Origin of the sequence: Streptomyces sp. NBC_00873 (assembly GCF_045207415.1) — a bacterium.
GTDB lineage: Bacteria > Actinomycetota > Actinomycetes > Streptomycetales > Streptomycetaceae > Streptomyces.
Genome location: NZ_CP108803.1, coordinates 5158852 through 5185773, shown reverse-complemented (window position 1 = coordinate 5185773; position 26922 = coordinate 5158852). Strand labels below are relative to the sequence as shown.

The following is a 26922-nucleotide window of genomic DNA, read 5'->3' as shown; positions in this document are numbered from 1 at the left end:
GACACCCGTGCCGGAAAAACGGACCGGAGAACGGGCAGGGGCCCGGCTGCCGAAGCAACCGGACCCCTGAACACCCCCGACCCGGCCGGTCAGGTCGTCGTACGACGCCTGCGCGCACCCGGACGCCGCTCGCTCGGCCGCGTCACCGGGTCACCGGCCTCCTTCGCCGCCTCCCGGCGCTGCGCGCCGAACTCGGCCAGCGCCTCGGCCAGCTTGTGCACCGACGGCTCCGGGGAGAGCACGTCGACCCGCAGGCCGTGCTCCTCCGCGGTCTTCGCCGTGGCGGGGCCGATGCACGCGATGACGGTCACGTTGTGCGGCTTGCCCGCGATACCGACCAGGTTCCGGACGGTCGACGACGAGGTGAAGAGCACCGCGTCGAACCCGCCGCCCTTGATCGCCTCACGGGTGTCGGACGGCGGCGGCGAGGCGCGGACCGTGCGGTACGCGGTGACGTCGTCGACCTCCCAGCCCAGGTCGATGAGGCCGGCGACGAGCGTCTCCGTGGCGATGTCGGCGCGCGGCAGGAAGACGCGGTCGATCGGGTCGAAGACCGGGTCGTACGGCGGCCAGTCCTCCAGCAGACCGGCGGCGGACTGCTCACCGGACGGCACCAGGTCCGGCTTCACACCGAAATCGATCAGTGCGTCGGCGGTCTGTTCGCCGACCGCGGCAACCTTGATCCCGGCGAAGGCACGGGCGTCGAGCCCGTACTCCTCGAACTTCTCACGGACCGCCTTGACCGCGTTGACGCTGGTGAAGGCGATCCACTCGTAGCGGCCCGTGACGAGGCCCTTGACCGCGCGCTCCATCTGCTGGGGCGTACGCGGCGGCTCGACGGCGATCGTCGGGACCTCGTACGGCACGGCGCCGTACGAACGCAGCTGGTCGGAGAGCGACGCCGCCTGCTCCTTCGTCCGCGGCACGAGCACCTTCCAGCCGAAGAGCGGCTTGGACTCGAACCACGAGAGCTGGTTGCGCTGGGCAGCGGAGCTGCACTCACCGACCACGGCTATGACCGGCTGGTGCCCGTCCGGCGACGGCAGCACCTTCGCCTGCTTCAGGACCTGGGCGATCGTCCCGAGGGTCGCCGTCCAGGTGCGCTGGCGCGTCGTCGTGCCGGCGACCGTCACGGTCAGCGGGGTGTCGGGCTTGCGGCCCGCAGAGACCAGCTCGCCCGCGGCGGCCGCGACCGAGTCCAGCGTCGTCGAGACGACCGCCGTGGCATCGCTGGCGCCGACCTCGGTCCAGCAGCGGTCCGAGGCGGTCCGGGCATCGACGAACCGGACGTCGGCGCCCTGCGTATCACGCAGCGGCACACCGGCGTACGCGGGCACGCCCACGGCGTTCGCGACACCCGGCACGACCTCGAAGGGAATGCCGGCGGCGGCACAGGCGAGCATCTCCGCGCCTGTGTTCCCGTCCAGGCCCGGGTCCCCTGAGACGGCACGGACGACCCGCCTGCCGCCCTTCGCGGCCTCCATGACAAGATTGGCCGCGTCCCTGAGAACGGGCACCCCGGCGGCTGTTGACGTCACGTCAACAACCGCCAGCTCAGGTGTGCTTACGCCTGCCCGCGCATGGCCGCGGACGACGCCGAGAACGTCCGGCTCGGCGACAAGGACGTCCGCGCTCGCGAGCGCCTCGACAGCGCGCAGAGTCAGCAGTCCCGGATCGCCGGGACCGGCGCCGAGGAAGGTGACGTGCCCTGCGGACAGGACCGGAAAGTCGGATGCGGCGGGGCCGGTGGGGCTCAAAGTGCTCGCTCCCCCATAAGACCGGCCGCACCCTTGGCGAGCATCTCGGTCGCGAGCTCGCGACCGAGGGCCGCCGCGTCGTCGGGCGACGTGGGGACGGGACCGGTGGTGGACATCTGTACCAGCGAGGAACCGTCGGTGGAACCGACGACACCGCGCAGGCGCAGTTCGTTGACAACCTGTCCGTCGACCAGGAAGTCGGCCAGCGCACCCACAGGTGCGGAGCAGCCGGCCTCCAGGGCGGCGAGCAGGGCGCGCTCGGCGGTCACGGCGGCCCGGGTGTACGGGTCGTCGAGCTCGGCGAGTGCTGCGGCGAGGTCCGCGCTGGTTGCAGCGCATTCGATCGCCAGTGCTCCCTGGCCGGGAGCGGGCAGAACGGTGTCGACCGACAGGAAGTCGGTCACCTCACCGGTCCGGCCGAGGCGGCTGAGCCCGGCTGCGGCGAGAACCACCGCGTCCAGTTCACCGCTTCGTACAAATCCGATACGCGTATCGACGTTGCCGCGGACCGGCACGGTCTCGATGTCGAGGCCGTGACTCCGGGCGTACGCGTTGAGCTGCGCCATGCGGCGCGGCGAACCGGTGCCGATGCGGGCACCGGACGGCAGCTGCTCGAAGGTCAGCCCGTCCCTCGCCACCAGCACGTCGCGCGGGTCCTCGCGCACCGGCACGGCGGCGAGGACGAGGCCCTCGGGCTGTGCGGTCGGCAGGTCCTTCAGCGAGTGCACGGCGAAGTCCACCTCGCCGCGCAGCAGCGCCTCGCGCAGCGCCGCGACGAACACACCGGTGCCGCCGATCTGCGCGAGGTGCTCGCGGGAGACATCTCCGTACGTGGTGATCTCGACGAGCTCGACGGCGCGCCCGGTCACCTCGCTGACCGCGTCGGCGACGAGGCCGGACTGCGCCATGGCAAGTTTGCTGCGCCGGGTGCCCAGCCGGAGCGGCGCGCCGGTCTGCTCGCGCTGGGATGAGTTGTCGGTCATGACCGCCCTCTATTCGGGTCGTTCAGGTCTGCCCGGGAGACGGCGGCGACCGTCTGCGGGTCGAGGTCGAAGAGTTCCCGCAGCGCATCGGCGTACCCGGCGCCGCCGGGCTCGCTGGCGAGCTGCTTGACCCGCACGGTGGGCGCGTGCAGGAGCTTGTCGACGACGCGGCGCACGGTCTGCGTGATCTCGGCGCGCTGCTTCTCGTCCAGGTCGGGGAGGCGTCCGTCGAGCCGTGCGATCTCGCCGGCCACCACATCGGCGGCCATCGTGCGCAGGGCGACGACGGTCGGTGTGATGTGGGCGGCGCGCTGGGCTGCACCGAACGCGGCGACCTCGTCGGCGACGATGGTGCGCACCTGGTCCACATCGGCGGCCATCGGGGCGTCCGCGGATGCCTCGGCGAGTGACTCGATGTCGACGAGGCGCACACCGTCGAGGCGCGTCGAGGCGCCGTCGATGTCGCGCGGCATCGCGAGGTCGAGCAGGGCGAGCCTGACCGGTCCGGCGGACTGGGACTGCGCGGGCACGGTGACCCGGCGGACGGCCCGTACCTGCGCGGTCGTGGTGGCGGAGCCGTTCTCCACCCATGCGGCGTGCTGGTCCAGGTCGGCGGCGGGCGCGGCGGGCGCCGGGGGCGCGGTGACGGCCGCGTCGAAGGGCAGCCCGAGCGCTCCGGCGACGGCTTCGGCGGTCAGCACGAGACCGGTCGCACCGGTGCAGGAGACGACGACATCGGCACGTGTCAGTTCGTCGGACACCGCGGCCATCTCCACGGCGCGGGCAGTCACTCCCGTTCCGCCAGGCTGATGGAGGATCTCGACGAGCCGGTCGGCGCGGGCCCGGGTCCGGTTGGCGACGACGATCTCGGCGACACCGGTACGGGCCAGCGTGGCGGCAGCCAGCGAGGACATCGAACCGGCGCCGATCACCAGGGCGCGCTTGCCCTTCGCCCAGACGGCGACATCGGCGCCGTCGGCGAGCTGCTGCAGACCGAAGGTGACGAGCGACTGCCCGGCCCGGTCGATCCCGGTCTCGCTGTGGGCACGCTTACCGACCCGCAGGGCCTGCTGGAACAGGTCGTTCAGCAGCCGGCCGGCGGTGTGAAGCTCCTGCCCCAGTGCCAGCGCGTCCTTGATCTGGCCGAGGATCTGGCCCTCGCCGACGACCATCGAGTCCAGCCCGCACGCCACCGAGAAGAGGTGGTGGACGGCCCGGTCCTCGTAGTGCACATAGAGATACGGAGTGAGCTCGTCCAGCCCGACCCCGCTGTGCTGGGCGAGGAGCGTGGACAGCTCGGCGACACCGGCGTGGAACTTGTCCACGTCGGCGTACAGCTCGATGCGGTTGCAGGTGGCCAGGACGGCGGCCTCGGCCGCGGGCTCCGCGGCAAGGACGTCCTGCAGCAGTTTGGCCTGCGTCCCGGCAGCCAGCGAGGCCCGCTCCAGTACGGAGACGGGGGCGCTGCGGTGGCTCAGCCCGACGACAAGAAGACTCATGCCGGCATCACGGCGGGAACGTCCCCGTCGGGTCCCTTCCGGCTGCTGTCCGTGGCGGCACGCACGGGCGGCGCGGCCGGGTCGACGCTGTTCCCGCCGGGGACTTCCTCGCCCGCCTTCCGCTGCTCGTGGAAGGCAAGGATCTGGAGCTCGATCGAGAGGTCGACCTTGCGGACGTCGACGCCGTCGGGCACGGAGAGCACCGTCGGTGCGAAGTTCAGGATGGAGGTCACGCCCGCGGCGACGAGCCGGTCGCAGACCTGCTGTGCGGCACCGGCGGGGGTCGAGATGACACCGATCGACACGCCGTTGTCCCTGACGATCTTCTCCAGCTCGTCGGCGTGCTGGACGGGGATCCCGGCGACGGGCGTACCGGCCATCGCCGGGTCGGCATCGATCAGCGCGGCGACCCGGAAGCCACGGGAGGCGAAGCCGCCGTAGTTGGCGAGCGCGGCGCCGAGGTTACCGATACCGACGATGACGACCGGCCAGTCCTGGGTGAGCCCGAGTTCGCGGGAGATCTGGTAGACGAGATACTCGACGTCGTAGCCGACCCCGCGCGTCCCGTACGAACCGAGGTAGCTGAAGTCCTTGCGCAGCTTGGCGGAGTTGACCCCCGCCGCCGCGGCGAGTTCCTCGGACGAGACCGTGGGGACCGAGCGCTCGGAGAGCGCGGTCAGTGCGCGGAGATACAGCGGAAGCCGGGCGACGGTGGCCTCGGGAATTCCTCGGCTACGGGTCGCCGGTCGGTGAGTTCGGCCAGTTGCCACGGTGCTCCTGCGGGATGAGCGGGGCTGCAGGCGGCCGCATGTTCCAAGACCGCCCCGTCGAATGCAGGCTATGTCTTTGTGAACGTGTGCACAAAGATGGTGTCCGTTTTGTCCGGTCAAAGTGACCGGGGTCACGCACATCCGTCGCGCGATCCCGGAACCATGGATCGCATCAGCCCGTTGCAGGCCCGAAGGGGGCAAGGCGGTACACACTCCTCACGACTACACCCCCGAGACCACTCAAAACGCCCATGATGGTAACCGGGTTTCACTCAGGAAAGCAGCGCGCTGCGCAGCCTCGCCGGGTCCACCCGCCAGAACGTGTGCTGTTCGTTATCAATGAGGACGACCGGAATCTGCTCCCAGTACTCCCGGTGCAGCTCCTCGTCCTGGGTGATGTCCTTCTCCTCCCAGGACGCGCCGGTCTCCTCGCAGACCTCCCTCACCACCAGCCGCGCGTCGTCACAGAGGTGACAGCCAGGCTTCCCGACCAGGGTCACGACACGGTCCGCGGGCTTCTTCTTCGTACGACGCAGCAAGGCACTCATGCCTATATTCTGCGCGCCCGCCTGCCGTTTCCGGAGCCCGTCCGGCGCTGATCCGTTACGCCCGGAATCGCCCGCTTAACAATTCGGTCCCCGAGAGTTCACGCCACCACATCCCCGCACGTCGGGAAAGGCCGAACGGACTGGCTATGCTCACGATATGGCCGCTCTTGGATGGCTCACACCCCGTAGGCATTCCGCGACAGCACGGAGCGTGCTGGCAGGCGAGGCAGCAGCCGAGGCAGCGCGGAAGTCGTCACTCCGCGCCGAACAGCCCGCCGGACGATCCACCGGCACGGCCCCCGCCACGACCGAGGAGCCGGAACCGGCCTTCCCGGTCGTCGGCGACGAACGGGCCGCCGCCTTCTTCGACCTGGACAACACCGTCATGCAGGGCGCGGCGATCTTCCACTTCGGCCGCGGCCTGTACAAACGCAAGTTCTTCCAGCGCCGCGAGCTGACCCGGTTCGCCTGGCAGCAGGCCTGGTTCAGACTGGCCGGCGTCGAGGACCCGGAACACATGCAGGACGCCCGCGACAGCGCCCTGTCCATCGTCAAGGGCCACCGCGTCTCCGAGCTGATGTCCATCGGCGAGGAGATCTACGACGAGTACATGGCCGACCGCATCTGGCCCGGCACCCGCGCCCTCGCCCAGGCCCACCTCGACGCCGGGCAGAAGGTCTGGCTGGTCACCGCCGCCCCGGTGGAGACGGCCACGATCATCGCCCGCCGCCTCGGCCTGACCGGCGCGCTCGGCACGGTCGCCGAGTCCGTCGACGGCGTCTACACCGGCCGCCTGGTCGGCGAACCGCTGCACGGGCCGGCGAAGGCCGAGGCGGTCCGCGCCCTGGCCGCCGCCGAGGGCCTCGACCTGGCGCGTTGCGCCGCGTACAGCGACTCGCACAACGACATCCCGATGCTGTCCCTGGTCGGACACCCGTACGCGATCAACCCGGACACCAAGCTCCGCAAGCACGCCCGGGCCCTGGACTGGCGGCTGCGCGACTACCGCACGGGCCGCAAGGCGGCCAAGGTCGGCATCCCGGCCGCCGCCGGTGTCGGCGCCCTCGCGGGCGGCACCGCGGCCGCGGTCGCCCTGCACCGCCGCCGCCGCTGACCCGCGGACGCACCGACACACCGACACACCGACCACGTGGCCCGGCCTCCGCCCCGGGGGGCCGGGCCACGCCCGGCCCCAGCCGCCAATCGGGGCCCCTTACCCACCGACCGCTCCCGCCAGTCGGATTGCGCGCACCCGACCACAACCCGTCGCGGCCGCAGCCAGATCACGAAGTAATCCGATCAATAACCGGTCACGATGTGCTACTTGATGCGTCTCATAGTCGCTACAGAAGCGACGGAATCGGTGATTTGAGCAACTGGGTGTAGCGCTGCCTGTACGAAGCGTTATTCTCCTCAGACGCATTCCGGAACCCCCACTCACTACGACGAGTGACGGTTTCGCACTGCACGTGATGGAAGCTCTGCCTCTGGGAGTCCCGTGTACCCACACGTCGGGGTTGACGCCTCGGGCCTGGCTACGCTGCGCGCAACGGTCGCCGACCGCTTGCGCGGCTTCGTCCCCACCGCGTACGCCGTACCCGCCTTTGCCACCCCTGCACCTGTCGGCCCTTGCTACGCCCTGGCCGAACGCGGTGCGGCGGTCGGAAGACGCAGCAACCGCGGCGCAACGACCACGTCCACCGTTCGTCGGCCGACCGCCGACAGCGACAGCGCGCGCATGATGGATCTCGTCGAGCGCGCACAGGCCGGTGAGGCTGACGCCTTCGGCCGTCTCTACGACCAGTACAGCGACACCGTCTACCGTTACATCTACTACCGGGTGGGCGGCAAAGCCACGGCGGAGGATCTCACCAGCGAGACCTTCCTGCGCGCCCTGCGCCGCATCTCGACCTTCACCTGGCAGGGCCGCGACTTCGGCGCCTGGCTGGTCACGATCGCCCGCAACCTGGTCGCCGACCACTTCAAGTCCAGTCGGTTCCGGCTGGAAGTGACCACCGGCGAAATGCTCGACGCCAACGAGGTCGAGCGCAGCCCCGAGGACTCCGTCCTGGAGTCCCTCTCCAACGCCGCACTGCTGCAAGCCGTGCGCCGACTCAACCCCCAGCAGCAGGAATGCGTGACGCTGCGCTTCCTGCAGGGCCTCTCGGTCGCCGAGACGGCCCGCGTGATGGGCAAGAACGAGGGCGCGATCAAGACCTTGCAGTACCGCGCCGTCCGCACCCTCGCCCGACTGCTGCCGGACGATGCCCGCTGAGAATCACCCTCGGCGACGCCCCGATCACGCACTGGTCCGATCATCTTTCGTGCGTAACCCATGTGCCGCGCCACTCGTTGTGCCGGTTGCAGGCCCCCTGTCGTCACTCCATGTCCGCCTACACTCACTCATTCGTGTGGAAGCGCTCAAGGTGTGCAACCTTCCGGACCCCCAGGGGAGTCGACCGTCATGACGAGAGGAGGTGCCGCCAGTGATCGCAAACGTTTCGGCACACCGGCGGGCGAACGCCTTCGCCCAGGCCCTGGAGGAGCAGAAGCTCCAGGGTGCGGCGGCCGTACAGCCCGAGGAACCGGCCGAACCGGCCGACCACGGAACGCTGTTGGCCCTGGCGAACGGCCTCGGTGAGCTGCCGAGACCGGAGTTGGATCCCGAGGTCAAAGTGGTGCAGCGAGCGCAGCTCGTGGCCGCCATGGAGGCCATGTTTGCCGAGGGCGGCGCATCCACGGGCCCTACGGTGCCCGAACAACGGAGCAAGGGGGCCCACCGGGCCTCCCCACTCCGAAAATTGCGCCCCCGCTCCCGCTGGACAAAGGGGCTCGCCGCCGGCGGGCTCACCGTCGGCGTCGCCGCGGGAGCCTTCGGCGGAGTAGCCGCTGCCAGTTCCGACGCCCTTCCGGGTGATTCGCTGTACGGGCTGAAGCGCGGCATGGAGGACATCCACCTCGGTATGGCCAACGGCGATACCGACCGCGGCGAGGTCTACCTCGACCAGGCATCGACGCGGCTGAGCGAGGCCCGCAGACTCATGGAACGCGACCGCGCGGGCGATCTGGACCACGAATCACTGGGCGAGATCAGGCGCACGCTGAACGGCATGACGCACGATGCCACCGAGGGCCACCGCCTGCTCCACGCCGCGTACCAGCGCGACGGAACACTCGGCCCGATCCAGACCCTGGACTCCTTCTCCCGCAACCACCGCGGGAGCTGGAGCAGCCTGCGCGACCGGCTGCCGGTCCAGCTGACGGACGTCGGGGACGAGGTCAGCTCGGTCTTCGAGGCCATAGACGAAGAGGTCGCACCGCTGCAGTCTCTGCTGCCCCGCACCCCGGACCGGAGCACCGACTCGCAACAGTCCGGCTCGTCGCAGCAGTCCGACGACCCGTCCCTGACGGACAGCCCGGCGCCCTCGTCCCCCGGAGCCTCACAGGGCCGGCGGGGCGACACCGGCACCCCGGACCCGTCCGGTTCGGCCTCCACCCCGGCCGACGGCCTGATCGCGGGCGGCACGGACGGCCTCCTGGACCCCCCGTCACCGGGCGCCACCCCGTCCACAACGGGCAGGGGATCCACCCCACCCACCCCGGACGTCACACTGCCCCCGCTGCTCCCCGGGCTGCTCCCAGGCCTGGGAATCAACAACGAGAGCGAAGACGACTAGGTCCTGTCCGGTCGATCTTCGTGGATCAGCCTGCGGCGTCCGGTGCGGTGCATCGCAAGGCGGAGGATCGTCCTCATACTGGGCGTATTCGGGCGTTCCGACAACGCAGCGAGGTGCCGTAGCTGTCGTCGTGCGCCCGCCAGGGATTGCGGGACGGCCCTCAGGGGGAGCCCCCTGGCCCCAACCGTCCTCAATCGCCGGTACATCAAGCCCGTCCGGCGATTGAGGACAAGCCGACTGTCGAACGCCCCGGGCACACACAGCACGCACCGTCAGAAGAACACCGACCGCCGCTGAACCAACAACTTGTACAGCGTGTGCTGAATCTGCTCCCGCACCTGATCCGTCAAGTTGAACATCAGCATCGGATCCTCCGCCGCCTCCACCGGATATCCGTCCGTAGAAATCGGCTCGCCGAACTGAATCGTCCACTTCGTCGGCAGCGGAACCACACCCAACGGTCCCAGCCAGGGAAACGTGGGTGTGATCGGGAAGTACGGAGTCCCCAGCACTCGCGCCAGCGTCTTCGCGTTGCCGATCATCGGGTAGATCTCCTCCGCCCCCACGATCGAGCACGGCACGATCGGCACCCCGGCCCGCAGCGCCGTCGACACGAAGCCGCCCCGCCCGAACCGCTGCAGCTTGTACCGATCCCCGAACGGCTTGCCGATGCCCTTGAAGCCCTCCGGCATCACCCCGACGACCTCGCCCTGCCTCAGCAGCCGCTCCGCGTCCTCCGCGCAAGCCAGCGTGTGCCCGGCCTTCCTGGCCAATTCGTTCACCACCGGCATCATGAACACCAGGTCCGCGGCGAGCAGCCGTAGATGCCGGTCGGCCGGGTGGGTGTCGTGCACGGCGACCTGAAGCATCAGCCCGTCCAGCGGCAACGTCCCCGAGTGGTTGGCCACGATCAGTGCCCCGCCGTCCGACGGGATGTTCTCGATGCCCTTCACCTCGACCCGGAAGTACTTCTCGTACATCGGTCTCAGCACCGACATCAGAACCTGATCGGTGAGCTCCTTGTCGTACCCGAACTCGTCGACCTCGTACTCACCGGTGACCCGCCGCCGCAGAAAGGCGAGCCCACCCGCGATCCGCCGGTCCCAGCTGCCGCGCCGAGCCCCTTCCTGAGCCTGCGCACCCGCCACCCCCTGCACCGCCTCCTGGGCCTGCACGGCGTCCTGCTGCCCCGGCAGGGCGCTGAGGGCTGCGGTGCCCACCGCGGGCCCCGCGGCTGCCCGCCGGCGGGCGGACCGCTGCGCGCCACCCGACCGTGAACGGTCGTCATCGAACGGAATGACCTTGGCATCCGCCATCGTCGGTGCGCTCCTCTACCTGGCGCCGGGGGTCGGTTGTGTGTCGCCTGCCCCGGTGGTCACCGGAACCTCGCCGGTCCCACCGGCGAACGGCAGCGCCGCCAGCCGGTCGACGGCCCTGCCCACCGTCTCGGGCGGCAGCAGTCCGGGACCCAGGCCGCGCGCGAACGCGGCGAACGTCTCCGCGGTGGTGAATCCCGGGTGGAAGCCCAGCGTCTCGCGCATCTGGACGGTGGAGACCACCCTGCCATGCGTGAGCAGCCGGATCTGCTCCGGCGAGAAGTCCGTCATGCCGACCGTACGGAGCGCCTGGCCCACCCAGGTGACAGCGGGCAGCGGCACCGGCATCGTCGGCCGCCCGAGCCGCCGCGCGCACTGCGAGAGCAGCAGCACCCCGTCGCCGGCGATATTGAACGTGCCACTGTTCAGCGTCCCGCGCCGCGGCTCGTGCGAGGCGATCCTCAGTACGTCGATGACATCGTCCTCGTGCACGAACTGGAGCCGTGGGTCGTACCCGAACACCGTCGGCAGCACGGGCAGTGCCAGGTAGTCGGCGAGCGGCGAGTCCGCGTCCGGCCCCAGGATGTTCGCGAACCGCAGCACGCACACGGCCACGTCAGGCCGGCGGCGCGCAAAGCCCCGTACGTATCCCTCGACCTCCACCGCGTCCTTCGCGAAGCCCCCGCTCGGCAGGGACTTGGGCGGGGTGGTCTCGGTGAAGACGGCCGGATCTCGCGGCGCGGAGCCGTACACACTCGTACTGGACTTGATCACCAGCCGCCGGACCGTCGGCGACTTCTGGCAGACACCGAGCAACTGCATGGTGCCGATGACGTTGGTCTCTTTGACGGTGGTCCGGCCGCCCGCGCCGAGCGCCTTGCCGCTGACGTCCAGATGCACGACCGTGTCGATGGCGTGCGCGGCAAGGACTCTGGCGATCGCGGGCTGGCGAATGTCCACACGTACGAAGTCGGCGTCACCCAACTGGTGTGCCGGCGCGACCGCGTCGACGGCGATCACCCGGTCCACGTCCGGATCACGCTGGATGCGCCGCACGAATCGGCCGCCCAGTTGCCGGGCCGCTCCCGTGACGAGCACGACCTTCCCCAAGATCAGCGCCTTCCGTCGAAGAGGTTTCCCCTGGCCGTCACCGTAGCGGGTGGATGTTGCCCTGTGATGACTGCGCGGCGGCCTTCTGCCGAGTCTTTGGCCCAAATGTGCGTCACACGGCCCACACACGCCCGCAGAGGCCCCTCCCGCAAACGCACCGCAGCCCTCCCGCCGTATCGGCGGGAGGGCTGCGGATTCACGAACAGCGTTCGCTTACTTCTTGTTGCGACGCTGAACGCGCGTGCGCTTGAGCAGCTTGCGGTGCTTCTTCTTGGCCATCCGCTTGCGCCGCTTCTTGATAACAGAGCCCACGACTACCCTCGCTCACTTCTCTTCACTGGTGCGGGGCGTCTGGGCCCACACGACCTACGTCGGCCTAGCCTACCCGCCACCGGGTGAGGGACGTAATCCGAGGTGACCGTCAGGCGGACTCCACCCCCACAAAGGACTCGCGGAGATACTCGTGAACCGCTTGCTCCGGGACCCGGAAGGACCTGCCCACCCGGATCGCCGGCAGATGACCACTGTGCACCAAGCGGTACACGGTCATCTTCGACACGCGCATGACCGAGGCGACTTCCGCCACGGTCAGAAACTTGACCTCGTTGAGAGGCCTCTCGCTGCCAGCACCAGCCATGACCCACCTGTACCTTCCGCACGAGACGCGCACCGGCTTCCCCTCCGGTGACTCTTCGTCGCTGTGCGCTCACTCCCCAGATTAGGGGCGGGTGATGCGAGTGGGGAAGAGGAGGGACCATCGGCCGCCTACTGTGACAGACACGCCTGATTGAGTACATAGCGAGTAAGCGGCCGGTAATAAGCGGACCGCACGGCGTCGTCGAGCGGAACGGCGACCGAGACCCGCCCCTCGGCCTCCCCGACGAACAGCGCGGGATCGTCCGTATCCGCCAGACCGATTGCCTCAATGCCCAACTGACCTGCGCCGCAGACCCAGCCATGGTCCCCGACGACCAGCTCCGGAAGCCGCCCGTGGACCACCACCGCCGCCTCCAGCGCGACCCGGACCGGCAGCGGCGAGTGGGTATGTGCGCCCGGCTCACTGCCATGGGACCGCATGCCCGGTTCACGCACCATGGCGACTCCCCGTACGTAGTCGAGCTTGTACGTGCGTACGCCGAACCGGGTCGTTATGTCGACACATCTCCCCTGCGCTGGGGTGAGTACGGCGCACCCCGCCGACGACATGGCGTCTGCCAGCGCGACGTAGAACCCGAGCAGCCGGTGCGGATGACCGGTCCCGAACAGCACCGGCGCCCGCCGGACCGCCGCGCTCGACAACCGCTGGGCAAACGCATCCAGACCGGCCAACGTCCGCTCCGGATCGATCACATCAGGACCCGCAACGTGAGCGGGATCGTTCGAAACCCCGCACTTGTCGGCCATCAGCCGAAGCAGATCGGGCGCCTCCCACCCCCATGCGGGGTCGAGCCCGAGCATCACCCGCGGATCCCTGGCCGCGAACAGCCGATAGCTCCGCAGACTCACCTCCCGCGAGGTGGCCACGGGCCCGGCCAGCCGGGCCGCCAGCAGATGCGCGCGCAGCGCTCCGGTGCTCAACACCCTGCCGATGCTGCCTCAATCACCCGGACGGAGGGCCAAAAGAGAGGTCGGGCCCCACAGTTGGCGTAACCCCGTCCCCACCGCCGCGGAGAAACAGCCGAACCGGACCGCTTCCACCCGCCTCAGGCCAGCAGCCCCCGCAACGGGAACGCCGCCCGCCTGGTCGCCCGCACCGCCTGATCCAGCCGGTCCGCCGGGTCGTACCCTGCCTCCCACGGCTGCCACGAAGGCGTACGTCCGTCGGTCATCCGGCCCGGCCCCAGCTGCCGGGTCCGGGCATAGACCTCGTCCCGCCACGAGGCAGGAATCACCGCCTCGGGGTCCACCGGCGCATGCGCGGCGATCCCCACCAGATGCGTCCAGGACCTCGGCACCACATCGACGACCGCATACCCGCCCCCGCCGAGCGCCACCCACCGCGCGCCCTCCGTATGCGCGTGGGCGAGCTCATGGCACGACTCCATGACCGCCCGCTGCGCGTCCAGCGACACCGCCAGATGCGCGAGCGGATCCTCGAAGTGCGTATCGGCCCCGTGCTGGGTCACCAGCACCTGCGGCCGGAAGTCCGCGATCAGCTCCGGCACCACCGCATGGAACGCCCGCAGCCACCCCGCGTCCCCCGTACCGGCGGGCAGTGCCACATTCACCGCGGCCCCCTTCCCTGCACCGGAACCGGTCTCCTCCGGCCAGCCGGTCTGCGGGAAGAGCGTCCGTGGATGTTCGTGCAGCGACACGGTCAGAACCCGTGGGTCCTCCCAGAACGCGGCCTGCACCCCATCACCGTGGTGGACGTCCACATCGATGTACGCGACCCGCTCCGCGCCCAGCTCCAGCAGCCGCGCAATGGCGAGCGCCGCGTCGTTGTAGATGCAGAACCCCGCCGCACCGCCCGGCATCGCATGGTGCAGCCCGCCCGCGAAGTTCACCGCATGCGCGGTGTCCCCGCGCCACACCGCCTCGGCGGCGGCCACCGACTGCCCGGCGATCAGCGCCGACACCTCGTGCATCCCCACGAACGCCGGATCGTCCATCGTCCCGAGTCCGTAGTTCTGATCGGCCGCCCTGGGATCCGCGGAGGCCGCGCGCACGGCCGCCACGTAGTCCTCACGGTGCACGAGCCGCAGCGTGGATTCCCCGGCCGGCTCGGCGGCCACCACATCCACCGCGTTGTCGAGACCGAACGCCCGCACCAGCCCCATCGTCAGGACAAGCCTGACGGGGTCCATCGGATGACCGTCCCCGAAGTCGTATCCCGTTACTTCGTCATCCCACATCAACTGTGTGCGGCCGCTCATGCCCGCCACCGTATCGGGCAGGCTCCGAACCGAACGACTTGGCGTACGCGAGCGTCGCGAGCACCAGCACCATCGGGACGAGCATCGCGCCCCGGTAATTCCACGCGTCCCCGAGCGCACCCACCAGAGGCGACCCCACCAGGAACCCCACATAGTTGAAGACATTCAGCCGGGCGATCGCCGTGTCGCTCGCCCCCGGGAACATCCGCCCGGCGGCCGCGAACGTCTGCGGAACGATCACACAGAGCCCGAGCCCCAGCAGGGTGAACCCGAGCATCCCGATCCACGCCCCGGAAGCCACCGCCACCACCGCGAACCCGGCCGCGGCCAGCACACTCCCGAACCGCACGACAGCCACAGCCCCGAACCGCCGCACCCCGAAGTCCCCCACGGCCCGCCCCAGCAGCGTCGTCACCATGTAGACGTTGTACGGAACGGTCGACAGCTGCTCGGAACCCCCCAGCACGTCCTGCAGATACTTCGCACTCCAGTTGGAGACCGTCGAGTCCCCGATGTACGCGAAGCTCATCACCAGACAGAGCGGCATCAGCAGCTTGAACGAGACCGAGCCGCCCTGACGCTCTGCCCCCTGCCTCTCGCCCTCAGCCTTCCCCTCGACGTACCACCGGCTCCCGATGAACGCGGCAGGCAGCAGCACGACGACCGCGGGAAGGTACGACACCAGCAGCGGGAGATCCCAGTGCGCCCCGGCCCACGCCACCGACGCCCCGGCGATCCCGCCCATGCTGTACGCGGCGTGGAACCCGAGCATGATGCTGCGCCCGTACGCCCGCTGAAGGCTGACCCCCATCATGTTCATGGAGGCGTCGAGCGCCCCGACGGACAGTCCGAATACCCCGAGCGCGACGGCCGCCTGCCACAGCTCGCTGCCGGCCCCGACACCGAGCAGCGCCAGCAGCACAACGGGCTGCGCCCACCTCAGTACGACCCGGGGCCGTGCCCGCGCGACCACCTTCTCGGTGACCACGCTGCCCACACCGGCCAGGATCGGTACGGCGGCAAGGAACACGGGCAGCAGCCCGTCGGATATCCCGTACCGGTCCTGAATGGCAGGAATACGCGTCACGAGGAGGGCAAAGGTGACCCCTTGCACGAGGAAGCTCAACGCCAAGGAGGCCCTACCGTGCCGCAGCCGCGCATCCGTCATGGCCGCAGCGTAGGGCCCTGGCCTACCCATGGGTAGATGGATCAGGCGAGCAGTTCCCGCAGTTGGGCCATGTCGGAGAAGTGCCCGGTCACCCCGGCGAGCCGGTCGGCGGGCATCATCGACGTGAACCCGTACACATCCATCCCCGCGGCCCGTGCCGCCTCCACCCCGAGCGGGCTGTCCTCGATGACGACACACCTCTCGGGCGGAACGCCCATCCGCTCAGCTGCGAGGAGGAACAGGTCGGGTGCGGGCTTCCCGTGCCCGACGTCCTCCGCGCTGAAGATCCACTCCTCCTCGAACCACTGGTCGAGCCCGGTCTTGCGCTGCCCGACCCGGATCCGTTCGTGGCTCCCGGAGGAGGCGACGCAGTACGGCACGCCGTCGGCGACGAGCTTCCCCAGCACGTCGCCGATTCCTTCGACCGGTTCCAGCTCCTCCTGGAAAGCGGCGAAGATCCGGGAGTGGAGCGTCTCGTCGAAGTCCGCGGGTAGCTTCTCTCCCGTCCTTTCCTCGACGACGTCGTGCACCCGGTGCACGGCGGACCCCATGTAGTCACGGAGCGATTCCTCGTACGAGGTGGGGTGACCGAGCTCGGTCAGGTAGCCGGAGAGGATGGTGTTGGAGATCGGCTCACTGTCGACGAGCACACCATCGTTGTCGAAGATGACCAGTTCGTAGCGCATGGTTCGAGCCTAGACGCTCAGAACGCAGAAAAGCCCCGTGCCACAAGGGCACGGGGCTTTCCCGGAATAATTGTTCGGCGGCGTCCTACTCTCCCACAGGGTCCCCCCTGCAGTACCATCGGCGCTGAAAGGCTTAGCTTCCGGGTTCGGAATGTAACCGGGCGTTTCCCTAACGCAATGACCACCGAAACACTATGAAATTAACCAACACCGGGCAACAACACGGCCGTTCGTTATTTCAGAACTAACACAGTGGACGCGAGCAACTGAGGACAAGCCCTCGGCCTATTAGTACCAGTCAGCTCCACCCGTTACCAGGCTTCCACATCTGGCCTATCAACCCAGTCGTCTACTGGGAGCCTTAACCCCTCAAAGGGGGTGGGAATACTCATCTCGAAGCAGGCTTCCCGCTTAGATGCTTTCAGCGGTTATCCTTTCCGAACGTAGCCAACCAGCCATGCCCTTGGCAGGACAACTGGCACACCAGAGGTTCGTCCGTCCCGGTCCTCTCGTACTAGGGACAGCCCTTCTCAATATTCCTACGCGCGCAGCGGATAGGGACCGAACTGTCTCACGACGTTCTAAACCCAGCTCGCGTACCGCTTTAATGGGCGAACAGCCCAACCCTTGGGACCGACTCCAGCCCCAGGATGCGACGAGCCGACATCGAGGTGCCAAACCATCCCGTCGATATGGACTCTTGGGGAAGATCAGCCTGTTATCCCCGGGGTACCTTTTATCCGTTGAGCGACAGCGCTTCCACAAGCCACTGCCGGATCACTAGTCCCGACTTTCGTCCCTGCTCGACCCGTCGGTCTCACAGTCAAGCTCCCTTGTGCACTTACACTCAACACCTGATTGCCAACCAGGCTGAGGGAACCTTTGGGCGCCTCCGTTACTCTTTAGGAGGCAACCGCCCCAGTTAAACTACCCATCAGACACTGTCCCTGATCCGGATCACGGACCCAGGTTAGACATCCAGCACGACCAGAGTGGTATTTCAACGGCGACTCCACAACCACTGGCGTGGCTGCTTCAAAGTCTCCCACCTATCCTACACAAGCCGAACCGAACACCAATATCAAACTGTAGTAAAGGTCCCGGGGTCTTTCCGTCCTGCTGCGCGAAACGAGCATCTTTACTCGTAGTGCAATTTCACCGGGCCTATGGTTGAGACAGTCGAGAAGTCGTTACGCCATTCGTGCAGGTCGGAACTTACCCGACAAGGAATTTCGCTACCTTAGGATGGTTATAGTTACCACCGCCGTTTACTGGCGCTTAAGTTCTCAGCTTCGCCGACCCGAAAGTCAGCTAACCGGTCCCCTTAACGTTCCAGCACCGGGCAGGCGTCAGTCCGTATACATCGCCTTACGGCTTCGCACGGACCTGTGTTTTTAGTAAACAGTCGCTTCTCGCTGGTCTCTGCGGCCACCCCCAGCTCATGGAGTAAATCCAATCACCAGTGATGGCCCCCCTTCTCCCGAAGTTACGGGGGCATTTTGCCGAGTTCCTTAACCATAGTTCACCCGAACGCCTCGGTATTCTCTACCTGACCACCTGAGTCGGTTTAGGGTACGGGCCGCCATGAAACTCGCTAGAGGCTTTTCTCGACAGCATAGGATCATCCACTTCGCCACAATCGGCTCGGCATCAGGTCTCAGGCTCATGTGTGACGGATTTGCCTATCACACGCCCTACACCCTTACCCCGGGACTACCACCGCCCGGGCTGGACTACCTTCCTGCGTCACCCCATCGCTTACCTAGTACAAGTCTGGTTCGTCGGCTCCACCACTACCCTCAACTCCGAAGAGATCGGGCCGGCTTCACGGACTTAGCATCGCCTGATTCAGTATTGGGCGTTTCAAAGCGGGTACCGGAATATCAACCGGTTGTCCATCGACTACGCCTGTCGGCCTCGCCTTAGGTCCCGACTTACCCTGGGCAGATCAGCTTGACCCAGGAACCCTTAGTCAATCGGCGCACACGTTTCTCACGTGTGTATCGCTACTCATGCCTGCATTCTCACTCGTGAACCGTCCACAACTCGCTTCCGCGGCTGCTTCACCCGGCACACGACGCTCCCCTACCCATCCCAGCAGGCGTTGGCCCTATACGCTGGAATGACACGACTTCGGCGGTACGCTTGAGCCCCGCTACATTGTCGGCGCGGAATCACTTGACCAGTGAGCTATTACGCACTCTTTCAAGGGTGGCTGCTTCTAAGCCAACCTCCTGGTTGTCTCTGCGACTCCACATCCTTTCCCACTTAGCGTACGCTTAGGGGCCTTAGTCGATGCTCTGGGCTGTTTCCCTCTCGACCATGGAGCTTATCCCCCACAGTCTCACTGCCGTGCTCTCACTTACCGGCATTCGGAGTTTGGCTAAGGTCAGTAACCCGGTAGGGCCCATCGCCTATCCAGTGCTCTACCTCCGGCAAGAAACACACGACGCTGCACCTAAATGCATTTCGGGGAGAACCAGCTATCACGGAGTTTGATTGGCCTTTCACCCCTAACCACAGGTCATCCCCCAGGTTTTCAACCCTGGTGGGTTCGGTCCTCCACGAAGTCTTACCTCCGCTTCAACCTGCCCATGGCTAGATCACTCCGCTTCGGGTCTTGAGCGTGCTACTAAAACGCCCTATTCGGACTCGCTTTCGCTACGGCTTCCCCACACGGGTTAACCTCGCAACACACCGCAAACTCGCAGGCTCATTCTTCAAAAGGCACGCAGTCACGACATGCAAGCAAGCTTGCATGCGACGCTCCCACGGCTTGTAGGCACACGGTTTCAGGTACTATTTCACTCCGCTCCCGCGGTACTTTTCACCATTCCCTCACGGTACTATCCGCTATCGGTCACCAGGGAATATTTAGGCTTAGCGGGTGGTCCCGCCAGATTCACACGGGATTTCTCGGGCCCCGTGCTACTTGGGTGTCTCTTAAACGAGCCGTCAATGTTTCAGCTACGGGGGTCTTACCCTCTACGCCGGACCTTTCGCATGTCCTTCGCCTACATCAACGGTTTCTGACTCGTCTCACGGCCGGCAGACCGTGAAAAAGAGATCCCACAACCCCGCATGCGCAACCCCTGCCGGGTATCACACGCATACGGTTTGGCCTCATCCAGTTTCGCTCGCCACTACTCCCGGAATCACGGTTGTTTTCTCTTCCTGAGGGTACTGAGATGTTTCACTTCCCCTCGTTCCCTCCACACTGCCTATGTGTTCAGCAGCGGGTGACAGCCCATGACGACTGCCGGGTTTCCCCATTCGGACACCCCCGGATCAAAGCTCGGTTGACAGCTCCCCGGGGCCTATCGTGGCCTCCCACGTCCTTCATCGGTTCCTGGTGCCAAGGCATCCACCGTGCGCCCTTAAAAACTTGGCCACAGATGCTCGCGTCCACTGTGCAGTTCTCAAACAACGACCAGCCACCCATCACCCCACCCTTATCAGGTGAGTTCACTGGGGCCGGCAACTGAAGGCGACCATGACGGCCGTACCCTCAGATACCCAACAACGTGCCCGACACAACCGATCCCTTCCCACGTTCCACGCCGAAGCAGTACTAGTGAAAAACAACCTGTCGTGCCGAATAGTCAACGTTCCACCCATGAGCTACCACCGTCGAACATTTGCCGACGTAGTGGCCTCTGACCAAGCAAGCTTGGTAAGAAGTGCTCCTTAGAAAGGAGGTGATCCAGCCGCACCTTCCGGTACGGCTACCTTGTTACGACTTCGTCCCAATCGCCAGTCCCACCTTCGACAGCTCCCTCCCACAAGGGGTTGGGCCACCGGCTTCGGGTGTTACCGACTTTCGTGACGTGACGGGCGGTGTGTACAAGGCCCGGGAACGTATTCACCGCAGCAATGCTGATCTGCGATTACTAGCAACTCCGACTTCATGGGGTCGAGTTGCAGACCCCAATCCGAACTGAGACCGGCTTTTTGAGATTCGCTCCGCCTCGCGGCATCGCAGCTCATTGTACCGGCCATTGTAGCACGTGTGCAGCCCAAGACATAAGGGGCATGATGACTTGACGTCGTCCCCACCTTCCTCCGAGTTGACCCCGGCAGTCTCCTGTGAGTCCCCATCACCCCGAAGGGCATGCTGGCAACACAGAACAAGGGTTGCGCTCGTTGCGGGACTTAACCCAACATCTCACGACACGAGCTGACGACAGCCATGCACCACCTGTATACCGACCACAAGGGGGGCACCATCTCTGATGCTTTCCGGTATATGTCAAGCCTTGGTAAGGTTCTTCGCGTTGCGTCGAATTAAGCCACATGCTCCGCTGCTTGTGCGGGCCCCCGTCAATTCCTTTGAGTTTTAGCCTTGCGGCCGTACTCCCCAGGCGGGGAACTTAATGCGTTAGCTGCGGCACCGACGACGTGGAATGTCGCCAACACCTAGTTCCCAACGTTTACGGCGTGGACTACCAGGGTATCTAATCCTGTTCGCTCCCCACGCTTTCGCTCCTCAGCGTCAGTAATGGCCCAGAGATCCGCCTTCGCCACCGGTGTTCCTCCTGATATCTGCGCATTTCACCGCTACACCAGGAATTCCGATCTCCCCTACCACACTCTAGCCTGCCCGTATCGACTGCAGACCCGGGGTTAAGCCCCGGGCTTTCACAACCGACGCAACAAGCCGCCTACGAGCTCTTTACGCCCAATAATTCCGGACAACGCTTGCGCCCTACGTATTACCGCGGCTGCTGGCACGTAGTTAGCCGGCGCTTCTTCTGCAGGTACCGTCACTTTCGCTTCTTCCCTGCTGAAAGAGGTTTACAACCCGAAGGCCGTCATCCCTCACGCGGCGTCGCTGCATCAGGCTTTCGCCCATTGTGCAATATTCCCCACTGCTGCCTCCCGTAGGAGTCTGGGCCGTGTCTCAGTCCCAGTGTGGCCGGTCGCCCTCTCAGGCCGGCTACCCGTCGTCGCCTTGGTAGGCCATCACCCCACCAACAAGCTGATAGGCCGCGGGCTCATCCTTCACCGCCGGAGCTTTTAACCCCGTCCCATGCGGGACAGAGTGTTATCCGGTATTAGACCCCGTTTCCAGGGCTTGTCCCAGAGTGAAGGGCAGATTGCCCACGTGTTACTCACCCGTTCGCCACTAATCCACCCCGAAGGGCTTCATCGTTCGACTTGCATGTGTTAAGCACGCCGCCAGCGTTCGTCCTGAGCCAGGATCAAACTCTCCGTGAATGTTCTCCCGTAATCGGGATGACACACACGAGAGCGGAACGACCGGTCGGAATAGGACCGATCGTTCACAGCGTCCTCGCTGTGTAATTGCCTACCGGAACCGTGAGGCCCGGCAGGACTTTCAAAGGAACCTCGAACCTGCCGAAGCAGGCCGGGGTATCAACATATCTGGCGTTGACTTTTGGCACGCTGTTGAGTTCTCAAGGAACGGACGCTTCCTTTGTACTCACCCTCTCGGGCTTTCCTCCGGGCTTTCCCTTCGGTCTTGCGTTTCCGACTCTATCAGACTCTTTCGTGTCCGATTCCCGGTCGAAGCGGGCCCTCTGTGAAGCAGAAGATTTGTTACTGCGCTTTCCAGTTCTTCGCTTTCGCGTTTCCCTTTCCGGCGAGTCCGACTCTATCAGATCCTTTCGGGCCTGATTCCCAGTCAGCGGGGTTTGCCTTCCCGGCTGTTGGGCCGTTCCGACGAGTGAGACTTTAGCGGAATCCTGGGCCCCGACGCTAATCGGGGTCGCGCTCCTTCGAACGCGGATTCCTCATTTCGCAAATGCGCACAGAAAGCTGGGCGACAGGTGTCGCTTGCTCGCTGTGGTTCCTGCGGAATGGCTGTCCGGGGACCGACCGGAGTCGGCGCTCACGTCGGACAACTCGGAGCACACTACGGATGCGGGCGACCCGTGTCAACCTCCGGCTGCCCCGGAGTGTGGTGGAAGGCCAGGCGGTAGTCCCGGGGGCTGGTGGCCAGATGGGTCGCGAGGTGCTGGCGCATGGTGATCTCGCTGCCGAATCCCGTACGGCGGGCCACCTCGGGGAGCGGGAGGTCGGTCCGCTCCAGAAGCTTCTGGGCTGCAGCGATGCGTTGGGTGATCAGCCGGCGCAGCGGCGTGGTGCCCGTGGTCGCCTGGAAGTGGCGGGCGAAGGAGCGGGGGGACATGCCCGCGCGGGCGGCAAGGTCGGCCACCGTGTGGGGTTCGGCCAGGCGGGTCAGGGCGAAGGCCCGTACTGCGGCAAGGGTGTCGGCGTCCCGGTCCGTGTGCGGGGTGGGGTGCTCGATGAACTGGGCCTGGGTGCCGGTGCGGAACGGGGCCGTGACCATCGAACGGGCGATCGCTGCTGCGGCTTCGGCGCCATGGGCCGTACGGACGAGATGGAGGCAGAGGTCGATGCCGGCCGCGGTGCCGGCTGACGTCCAGACGTTGTCGCGCTGAGCGCGGACGAGCTGGCGCGGGCCACCGCTGTGTCGCTGCACAGCGGTGGTTTCACGAAGGTCGTGACCAGTGCGGAGCTGGTGGCTGCCGCCGGGAAGTGAGGGTCAGCCGTTGCCCGAGGCCAGCTCGCGGCTGCGGTCGCGGGCTGCTTCGAGGGCAGCGATCAGGGCGGCGCGTACGCCGTGGTTCTCCAGCTCCCGGATGGCACTGATGGTGGTGCCGGCCGGGCTGGTGACGGCTTCGCGGAGCTTGACCGGGTGTTCGCCGCTGTCCCGGAGCATCACCGCCGCGCCGATGGCAGCCTGCACGATCAGGTCGTGGGCCTGGGCGCGGGGCAGGCCGAGCAGGATGCCCGCGTCGGTCATCGCCTCGACGAGGAAGTAGAAGTACGCGGGTCCCGATCCGGACAGCGCGGTCGCGGCGTCCTGCTGGGACTCGGGGACACGGAGGGTCTTGCCCACACCGCCGAAGATCGCCTCGGCGGTGGCGAGATGTCCGGTGGTGGCGTGGCTGCCCGCCGAGATGACGGACATGCCCTCGTCGACGAGGACGGGGGTGTTCGGCATGACCCGTACGACCGGAGTCTTCGCGGCGAGGCGGTCCTCGATGAAGGCGGTCGTGATACCGGCGGCGGCGCTGATGACCAGCCGGTCGGCCGTGAGATGGGAGGTGAGTTCGTCGAGGAGACGGCCCATGTCCTGGGGCTTGACCGCGAGGATGAGGACGTCGGCGCGCTTGGCGGCTTCGGCGTTGGTGACGGCCTCGACGCCGTAACGGGTACGGAGTTCCTCGGCACGCTCGGAGCGGCGGGCGGTGACCAGCAGGTCGGCCGGGCGCCAGCCCGCCCGGATCATGCCGCTGAGCAGGGCCTCGCCGATCTTGCCGGTGCCGAGGACTGCGACTGTCTGGGTCATGCGGTTCACCCTCCGGACGGTGCGGTGGTACGCGGTTCTGGTGGTGCGTCGTCGCCGCCATCCTCGCACCGGCACGTCAGGTGGTGCGGCGACGGAGGGTGGCGGCGCCGAGGGCGAGGACGAGGAGGGCGCAGCCCGAGACGATCAGGACGTCACGGACGAAGTTGCCGGTGACCTCGGTGTGGTGGAGGACTTCGTTCATGCCGTCGACCGCGTACGACATGGGCAGGACGTTCGAGATCGCTTCGAGGGCGGGTGCCATCCGGTCGCGCGCGATGAACAGTCCGCAGAGCAGGAGCTGCGGGAAGATCACGGCCGGCATGAACTGGACGGCCTGGAATTCGGACGCGGCGAAGGCGGAGACGAAGAGGCCGAGGGCCGTGCCGAGCACGGCGTCGAGCAGGGCGACGAGGAGCAGCAGCCAGGGGGAGCCGACCACGTCGAGCCCGAGCACCCAGACCGAGAGCGCGGTGGCCAGGAGGGACTGGAGGATTGCGACCGCGCCGAAGGCGAGGGCGTAGCCGGCGATCAGGTCGCCCTTGCCGAGCGGCATGGCGAGGAGGCGTTCCAGGGTGCCTGACGTGCGTTCGCGGAGGGTGGCGATCGAGGTCACCAGGAACATCGTGATCAGCGGGAAGATGCCGAGGAGCGAGGCGCCGATGGCATCGAAGGTCTGCGGGCTGCCGTCGAAGACGTACCGGAGCAACGTGATCAACACGACCGGGATGAGGAGCAGCAGCGCGACGGTGCGGGGGTCATGGGTCAGCTGGCGCAGGACGCGGGCGGCGGTGGCGAGAGTGCGGGCGGGGCTGAGGGCCTGGGGTTCGGGCCGGGCGCGGCCGCCGGTGGGGGCCTGCTGGGTGGCGGGGGTCTGCTGCGGCGTGTTGGTCGTGCTCATCGGGCGTTCTCCTGAGAAGTGGCGGCCTCGTCGACCAGGTGGAGGAAGGCTTCTTCGACGGTGGCAGTCCGGGCGTGGGTGCGCAGTGCCTCGGGGGTGCCGTCGGCGAGGATCTCGCCCTCGCGCATGAGGAGCAGGCGGTGGCAGCGCTCGGCCTCGTCCATGACGTGGGAGGAGACGAGGAGCGTGGTGCCGTGGTCGGTGGCGAGGGTGTGGAAGAGGCTCCACAGGTCGCGGCGGAGTACCGGGTCGAGACCGACGGTCGGTTCGTCGAGGACGAGGAGCTCGGGGGTGCCAAGCAGGGCGGCGGCGAGGGAGACACGGGTCAGCTGGCCGCCGGAGAGGGTGCCGGCGAGAGCGTCCGCGTGGCTGGTCAGGTCGACATCGGTGAGCGCGCGGGCGACGGCGGCGCGGCGGGCGTCCCGGTGTCTGCGGCCCGGCTGAAGGATCGCCGCGAAGTAGTCGAGGTTCTGCCGGACGCTGAGGTCGGTGTAGACCGACGGCGCCTGGGTGACGTACCCGATGCGCGGGCGGAGGGTGGGGTGGCCCGCGGGGTTGCCGAGAACGTCGAGAGTGCCGGTGACCTTGGCCTGGGTGCCGACGACGGCTCGCATCAGGGTGGATTTGCCGCAGCCCGAGGGGCCGAGGAGGCCGGTGATCCTGCCGGGTTCGACGGTGAAGTCGAGGCCGCGCAGGACGGCGCGGTTGCCTCGTACGACCGTGAGGCCGCGGGCCGCGATGGCGGCACCCGAATAATTCATCATGCGATGAATTTTTATCCTCGCCACGCCGTCCCGTCAAGGGATCGGGGCGGTGCGCAGCCTTCGGGGCACGGAGGCGGCCTCGGTGCGGGGCGTGGAGCGGGGCGCAGGCGGTCGGGGATGCCGGCCGAGCTGAGGCTGCTCACCGGGATCGTCGGCGGTCTGGTGACAGGTGTACTGCCGGGCAGCACTCGGCAGGGCAACGGCCCTGCCGCCGGGCTGACCGTGCTCGTGTACGAGGCCGGAGCCCTCGGGTTCTGGTGCTCGCCGTCGGCCTGGTGCGGGTGGGGCTGGGAGCGCTGCGGCTCGGGCAGTGGTTCCGGGCGGTGTCGGTCGCCGCGGTGCACGGGATGCCGGCCGGAATCGGGCCGGTGCTGATAGCCGGGCAGATCTTCGTGGTCGCCGACCTGGCGGCCCCCGGGTCCATGGGACAGAAGCTGGGCGCCCTGCCCGGACTGGTCAGGGGTACGGGGGTGAAGGCGCCGCCGTCGCCGTGGGGGTCGGGACACTCGCCGTCCTCGTGCTGTGGCCGCGGTGGCGACGGGCGGCCCGGGTGGTGCCCGCACCGCTCGCTGCGGTGGGACTCGCGGCGGGGGCGACCGCACTGTTCGATCTTCCGAGGGGAGGGCGGTTGCCGTCGCCGCGCACGATCGGTACGTGCGGGAGCGTGCGGTACAGCTCCGCCGCCATACCGGGGCCCGGTTCGACGGCAGTGACGTGGGCCCCGCACTCGGACAGGAGCCGGGTGGAGATGCCGGTGCCCGCGCCGATGTCGAGGGTGCGGGCGCCGCGCAGGGGGTGGCCTGTGAGCTCTTCGACCGCGGCGAAGAGGACGGGCGGGTAGCCGGGGCGGGCCGCGGCGTACTGGGCGGCGGCACGGTCGAAGGAGAGGGCGCGGGAGGGAGCGGCGGTGGGGGTGGTGGGGTCTCTGTGGGGCATGGGGGTCTTCCTGGCCCGGGTGCGGTTACTTGCGGCTGGGCTTCCTGCCCTTGGGCGACTTGCGGCCTGCCGGGTTTCCGGTCCGGGCCGAGCGGCGCTTCGCGTACTGGGCGACGGCCGCCTCGTACTCCGTGCGCCGCAGCTTCTCGCCCGGCGCCTCCAGGAACGAGCGGAAGAAGTACGCGAGCAGCGAGCCGATGAATCCGATCGTCTTCAGACTGCGCAGGTTGTCCTCGCCGGCCGGCCCGGCGGGGCGGCGGCTGAACCCTTCCCAGGTCTTGCGGAAGGCGATGGCGCTGCAGATGCCGAACATCAGGACGACCAGGATGCCGACGAAGCTGCCGACGTCGGCGATCTCCAGGCCCTGGTAGGCGAAGCGGAGCACGAAGCAGGAGGCGACGGCCGCGGCGAGGGAGCCGAGGGCGACGCCGACGCGGCGGAGCCCGTACCGGCCGTCGTGCTCGACCCAGGTCGTGCCGAAGAAGCGGATGGGCTCGGGCTGCGGGCCGGGGGCGGTGCCGGTGCTCGCGGTGCTGGGCTCGGTGCCGTCGGAGGCTTCGCTTTTCTCGCTCACGAGGTCGATTATCCCGGGTCG

Annotated in this window: 20 protein-coding genes, 3 rRNA genes and 3 pseudogenes; 4 read left to right on the top strand and 22 right to left on the bottom strand. The window is 67.4% G+C overall.

Going from position 1 to position 26922, the window contains the following annotated elements; all coding sequences use genetic code 11:
• Window positions 1–89: 89 nt before the first annotated feature.
• From OH809_RS23905 to OH809_RS23885, 5 genes are all read right to left on the bottom strand, one after another.
• Window positions 90–1757 (bottom strand): uroporphyrinogen-III synthase, encoded by a 1668-nt coding sequence (locus OH809_RS23905; RefSeq protein ID WP_406420480.1) that lies wholly within the window; start codon window positions 1755–1757, stop codon window positions 90–92.
• Entirely contained in the window at window positions 1754–2740 is a 987-nt protein-coding gene (hemC, locus tag OH809_RS23900) for a hydroxymethylbilane synthase (protein WP_406420481.1), read from the bottom strand. Before hemC ends, OH809_RS23905 begins: the two co-directional genes overlap by 4 nt.
• Complete coding sequence (locus tag OH809_RS23895) at window positions 2737–4239, bottom strand: glutamyl-tRNA reductase (RefSeq protein WP_406420482.1); 1503 nt, start codon at window positions 4237–4239, stop codon at window positions 2737–2739. Before OH809_RS23895 ends, hemC begins: the two co-directional genes overlap by 4 nt.
• Window positions 4236–5009 (bottom strand): redox-sensing transcriptional repressor Rex, encoded by a 774-nt coding sequence (locus OH809_RS23890; RefSeq protein WP_406420483.1) that lies wholly within the window; start codon window positions 5007–5009, stop codon window positions 4236–4238. Before OH809_RS23890 ends, OH809_RS23895 begins: the two co-directional genes overlap by 4 nt.
• 272 nt (window positions 5010–5281) lie before the next feature.
• A complete protein-coding gene (locus OH809_RS23885; protein ID WP_326604418.1) occupies window positions 5282–5557 on the bottom strand; it encodes a glutaredoxin family protein in 276 nt (91 codons plus the stop codon).
• 157 nt (window positions 5558–5714) lie between these two features.
• Here OH809_RS23885 and OH809_RS23880 point away from each other — a divergent pair, with 157 nt between their 5' ends.
• The 3 genes from OH809_RS23880 (at window position 5715) to OH809_RS23870 (ending at window position 9234) form a co-directional block, all read left to right on the top strand.
• On the top strand, window positions 5715–6671 hold the full coding sequence (locus OH809_RS23880; RefSeq protein WP_406420484.1) for an HAD family hydrolase: 957 nt from the start codon (window positions 5715–5717) through the stop codon (window positions 6669–6671).
• A 384-nt stretch (window positions 6672–7055) separates the two neighbouring features.
• Window positions 7056–7832, top strand: a complete 777-nt coding sequence (locus OH809_RS23875; protein ID WP_030928170.1) for an ECF subfamily RNA polymerase sigma factor, BldN family — start codon at window positions 7056–7058, stop codon at window positions 7830–7832.
• A gap of 211 nt (window positions 7833–8043) precedes the next feature.
• Complete coding sequence (locus OH809_RS23870) at window positions 8044–9234, top strand: DUF5667 domain-containing protein (protein WP_406420485.1); 1191 nt, start codon at window positions 8044–8046, stop codon at window positions 9232–9234.
• Between the two features lie 272 nt (window positions 9235–9506).
• Here the strand turns inward: OH809_RS23870 and OH809_RS23865 are convergent, their stop codons facing one another.
• The 15 genes and pseudogenes from OH809_RS23865 to OH809_RS23795 form a co-directional block, all read right to left on the bottom strand.
• Window positions 9507–10550 (bottom strand): lysophospholipid acyltransferase family protein, encoded by a 1044-nt coding sequence (locus OH809_RS23865; protein WP_406420486.1) that lies wholly within the window; start codon window positions 10548–10550, stop codon window positions 9507–9509.
• Window positions 10551–10565: 15 nt separating this feature from the next.
• A complete protein-coding gene (locus OH809_RS23860) occupies window positions 10566–11660 on the bottom strand; it encodes an NAD-dependent epimerase/dehydratase family protein (RefSeq protein WP_406420487.1) in 1095 nt (364 codons plus the stop codon).
• Between the two features lie 213 nt (window positions 11661–11873).
• Complete coding sequence (locus tag OH809_RS23855) at window positions 11874–11972, bottom strand: 30S ribosomal protein bS22 (RefSeq protein ID WP_003948845.1); 99 nt, start codon at window positions 11970–11972, stop codon at window positions 11874–11876.
• 109 nt (window positions 11973–12081) lie between these two features.
• A complete protein-coding gene (locus OH809_RS23850) occupies window positions 12082–12297 on the bottom strand; it encodes a helix-turn-helix domain-containing protein (protein ID WP_266984444.1) in 216 nt (71 codons plus the stop codon).
• A gap of 128 nt (window positions 12298–12425) precedes the next feature.
• Window positions 12426–13241, bottom strand: coding sequence for a phosphatase (locus OH809_RS23845; protein ID WP_406420488.1), 816 nt, complete (start codon window positions 13239–13241; stop codon window positions 12426–12428).
• 122 nt (window positions 13242–13363) lie between these two features.
• Window positions 13364–14536, bottom strand: a complete 1173-nt coding sequence (locus tag OH809_RS23840) for an acetoin utilization protein AcuC (RefSeq protein ID WP_406420489.1) — start codon at window positions 14534–14536, stop codon at window positions 13364–13366.
• Window positions 14505–15704, bottom strand: a complete 1200-nt coding sequence (locus tag OH809_RS23835; RefSeq protein ID WP_406515508.1) for an MFS transporter — start codon at window positions 15702–15704, stop codon at window positions 14505–14507. Before OH809_RS23835 ends, OH809_RS23840 begins: the two co-directional genes overlap by 32 nt.
• Before the next feature lie 41 nt (window positions 15705–15745).
• Complete coding sequence (locus OH809_RS23830) at window positions 15746–16390, bottom strand: HAD family hydrolase (protein WP_406515507.1); 645 nt, start codon at window positions 16388–16390, stop codon at window positions 15746–15748.
• Window positions 16391–16462: 72 nt separating this feature from the next.
• Window positions 16463–16579 (bottom strand): 5S ribosomal RNA (gene rrf, locus OH809_RS23825).
• A 79-nt stretch (window positions 16580–16658) separates the two neighbouring features.
• Window positions 16659–19781, bottom strand: a 23S ribosomal RNA gene (locus OH809_RS23820).
• 300 nt (window positions 19782–20081) lie between these two features.
• Window positions 20082–21607, bottom strand: a 16S ribosomal RNA gene (locus OH809_RS23815).
• The 16S, 23S and 5S rRNA genes sit together here, the layout of an rRNA operon.
• Before the next feature lie 658 nt (window positions 21608–22265).
• Window positions 22266–22808 (bottom strand): annotated as a pseudogene (locus OH809_RS23810) (GlxA family transcriptional regulator); the annotation flags it as partial.
• A gap of 111 nt (window positions 22809–22919) precedes the next feature.
• Window positions 22920–23729 (bottom strand): pyrroline-5-carboxylate reductase, encoded by an 810-nt coding sequence (proC, locus tag OH809_RS23805; RefSeq protein WP_406420492.1) that lies wholly within the window; start codon window positions 23727–23729, stop codon window positions 22920–22922.
• 76 nt (window positions 23730–23805) lie between these two features.
• Complete coding sequence (locus OH809_RS23800; RefSeq protein WP_406515506.1) at window positions 23806–24627, bottom strand: ABC transporter permease; 822 nt, start codon at window positions 24625–24627, stop codon at window positions 23806–23808.
• The gene (locus tag OH809_RS23795) at window positions 24624–25391 is read right to left on the bottom strand and encodes an ABC transporter ATP-binding protein (protein ID WP_406515505.1); all 768 of its coding nucleotides are present in this window, start codon (window positions 25389–25391) and stop codon (window positions 24624–24626) included. The genes OH809_RS23800 and OH809_RS23795 overlap by 4 nt, the downstream gene beginning before the upstream one ends.
• Before the next feature lie 117 nt (window positions 25392–25508).
• On the opposite strand from OH809_RS23795, the pseudogene OH809_RS23790 reads away from it, so the two are divergent.
• A pseudogene (locus OH809_RS23790) lies at window positions 25509–26007 on the top strand (SulP family inorganic anion transporter); the annotation flags it as partial.
• On the opposite strand, the pseudogene OH809_RS23785 reads toward OH809_RS23790, so the two are convergent.
• Window positions 26007–26327: pseudogene (locus OH809_RS23785) on the bottom strand (class I SAM-dependent methyltransferase); the annotation flags it as partial. The pseudogenes OH809_RS23790 and OH809_RS23785 sit on opposite strands and share 1 nt — an antisense overlap.
• A 25-nt stretch (window positions 26328–26352) precedes the next feature.
• Window positions 26353–26901 (bottom strand): hypothetical protein, encoded by a 549-nt coding sequence (locus tag OH809_RS23780; RefSeq protein ID WP_406420495.1) that lies wholly within the window; start codon window positions 26899–26901, stop codon window positions 26353–26355.
• Window positions 26902–26922 lie beyond the last annotated feature (21 nt).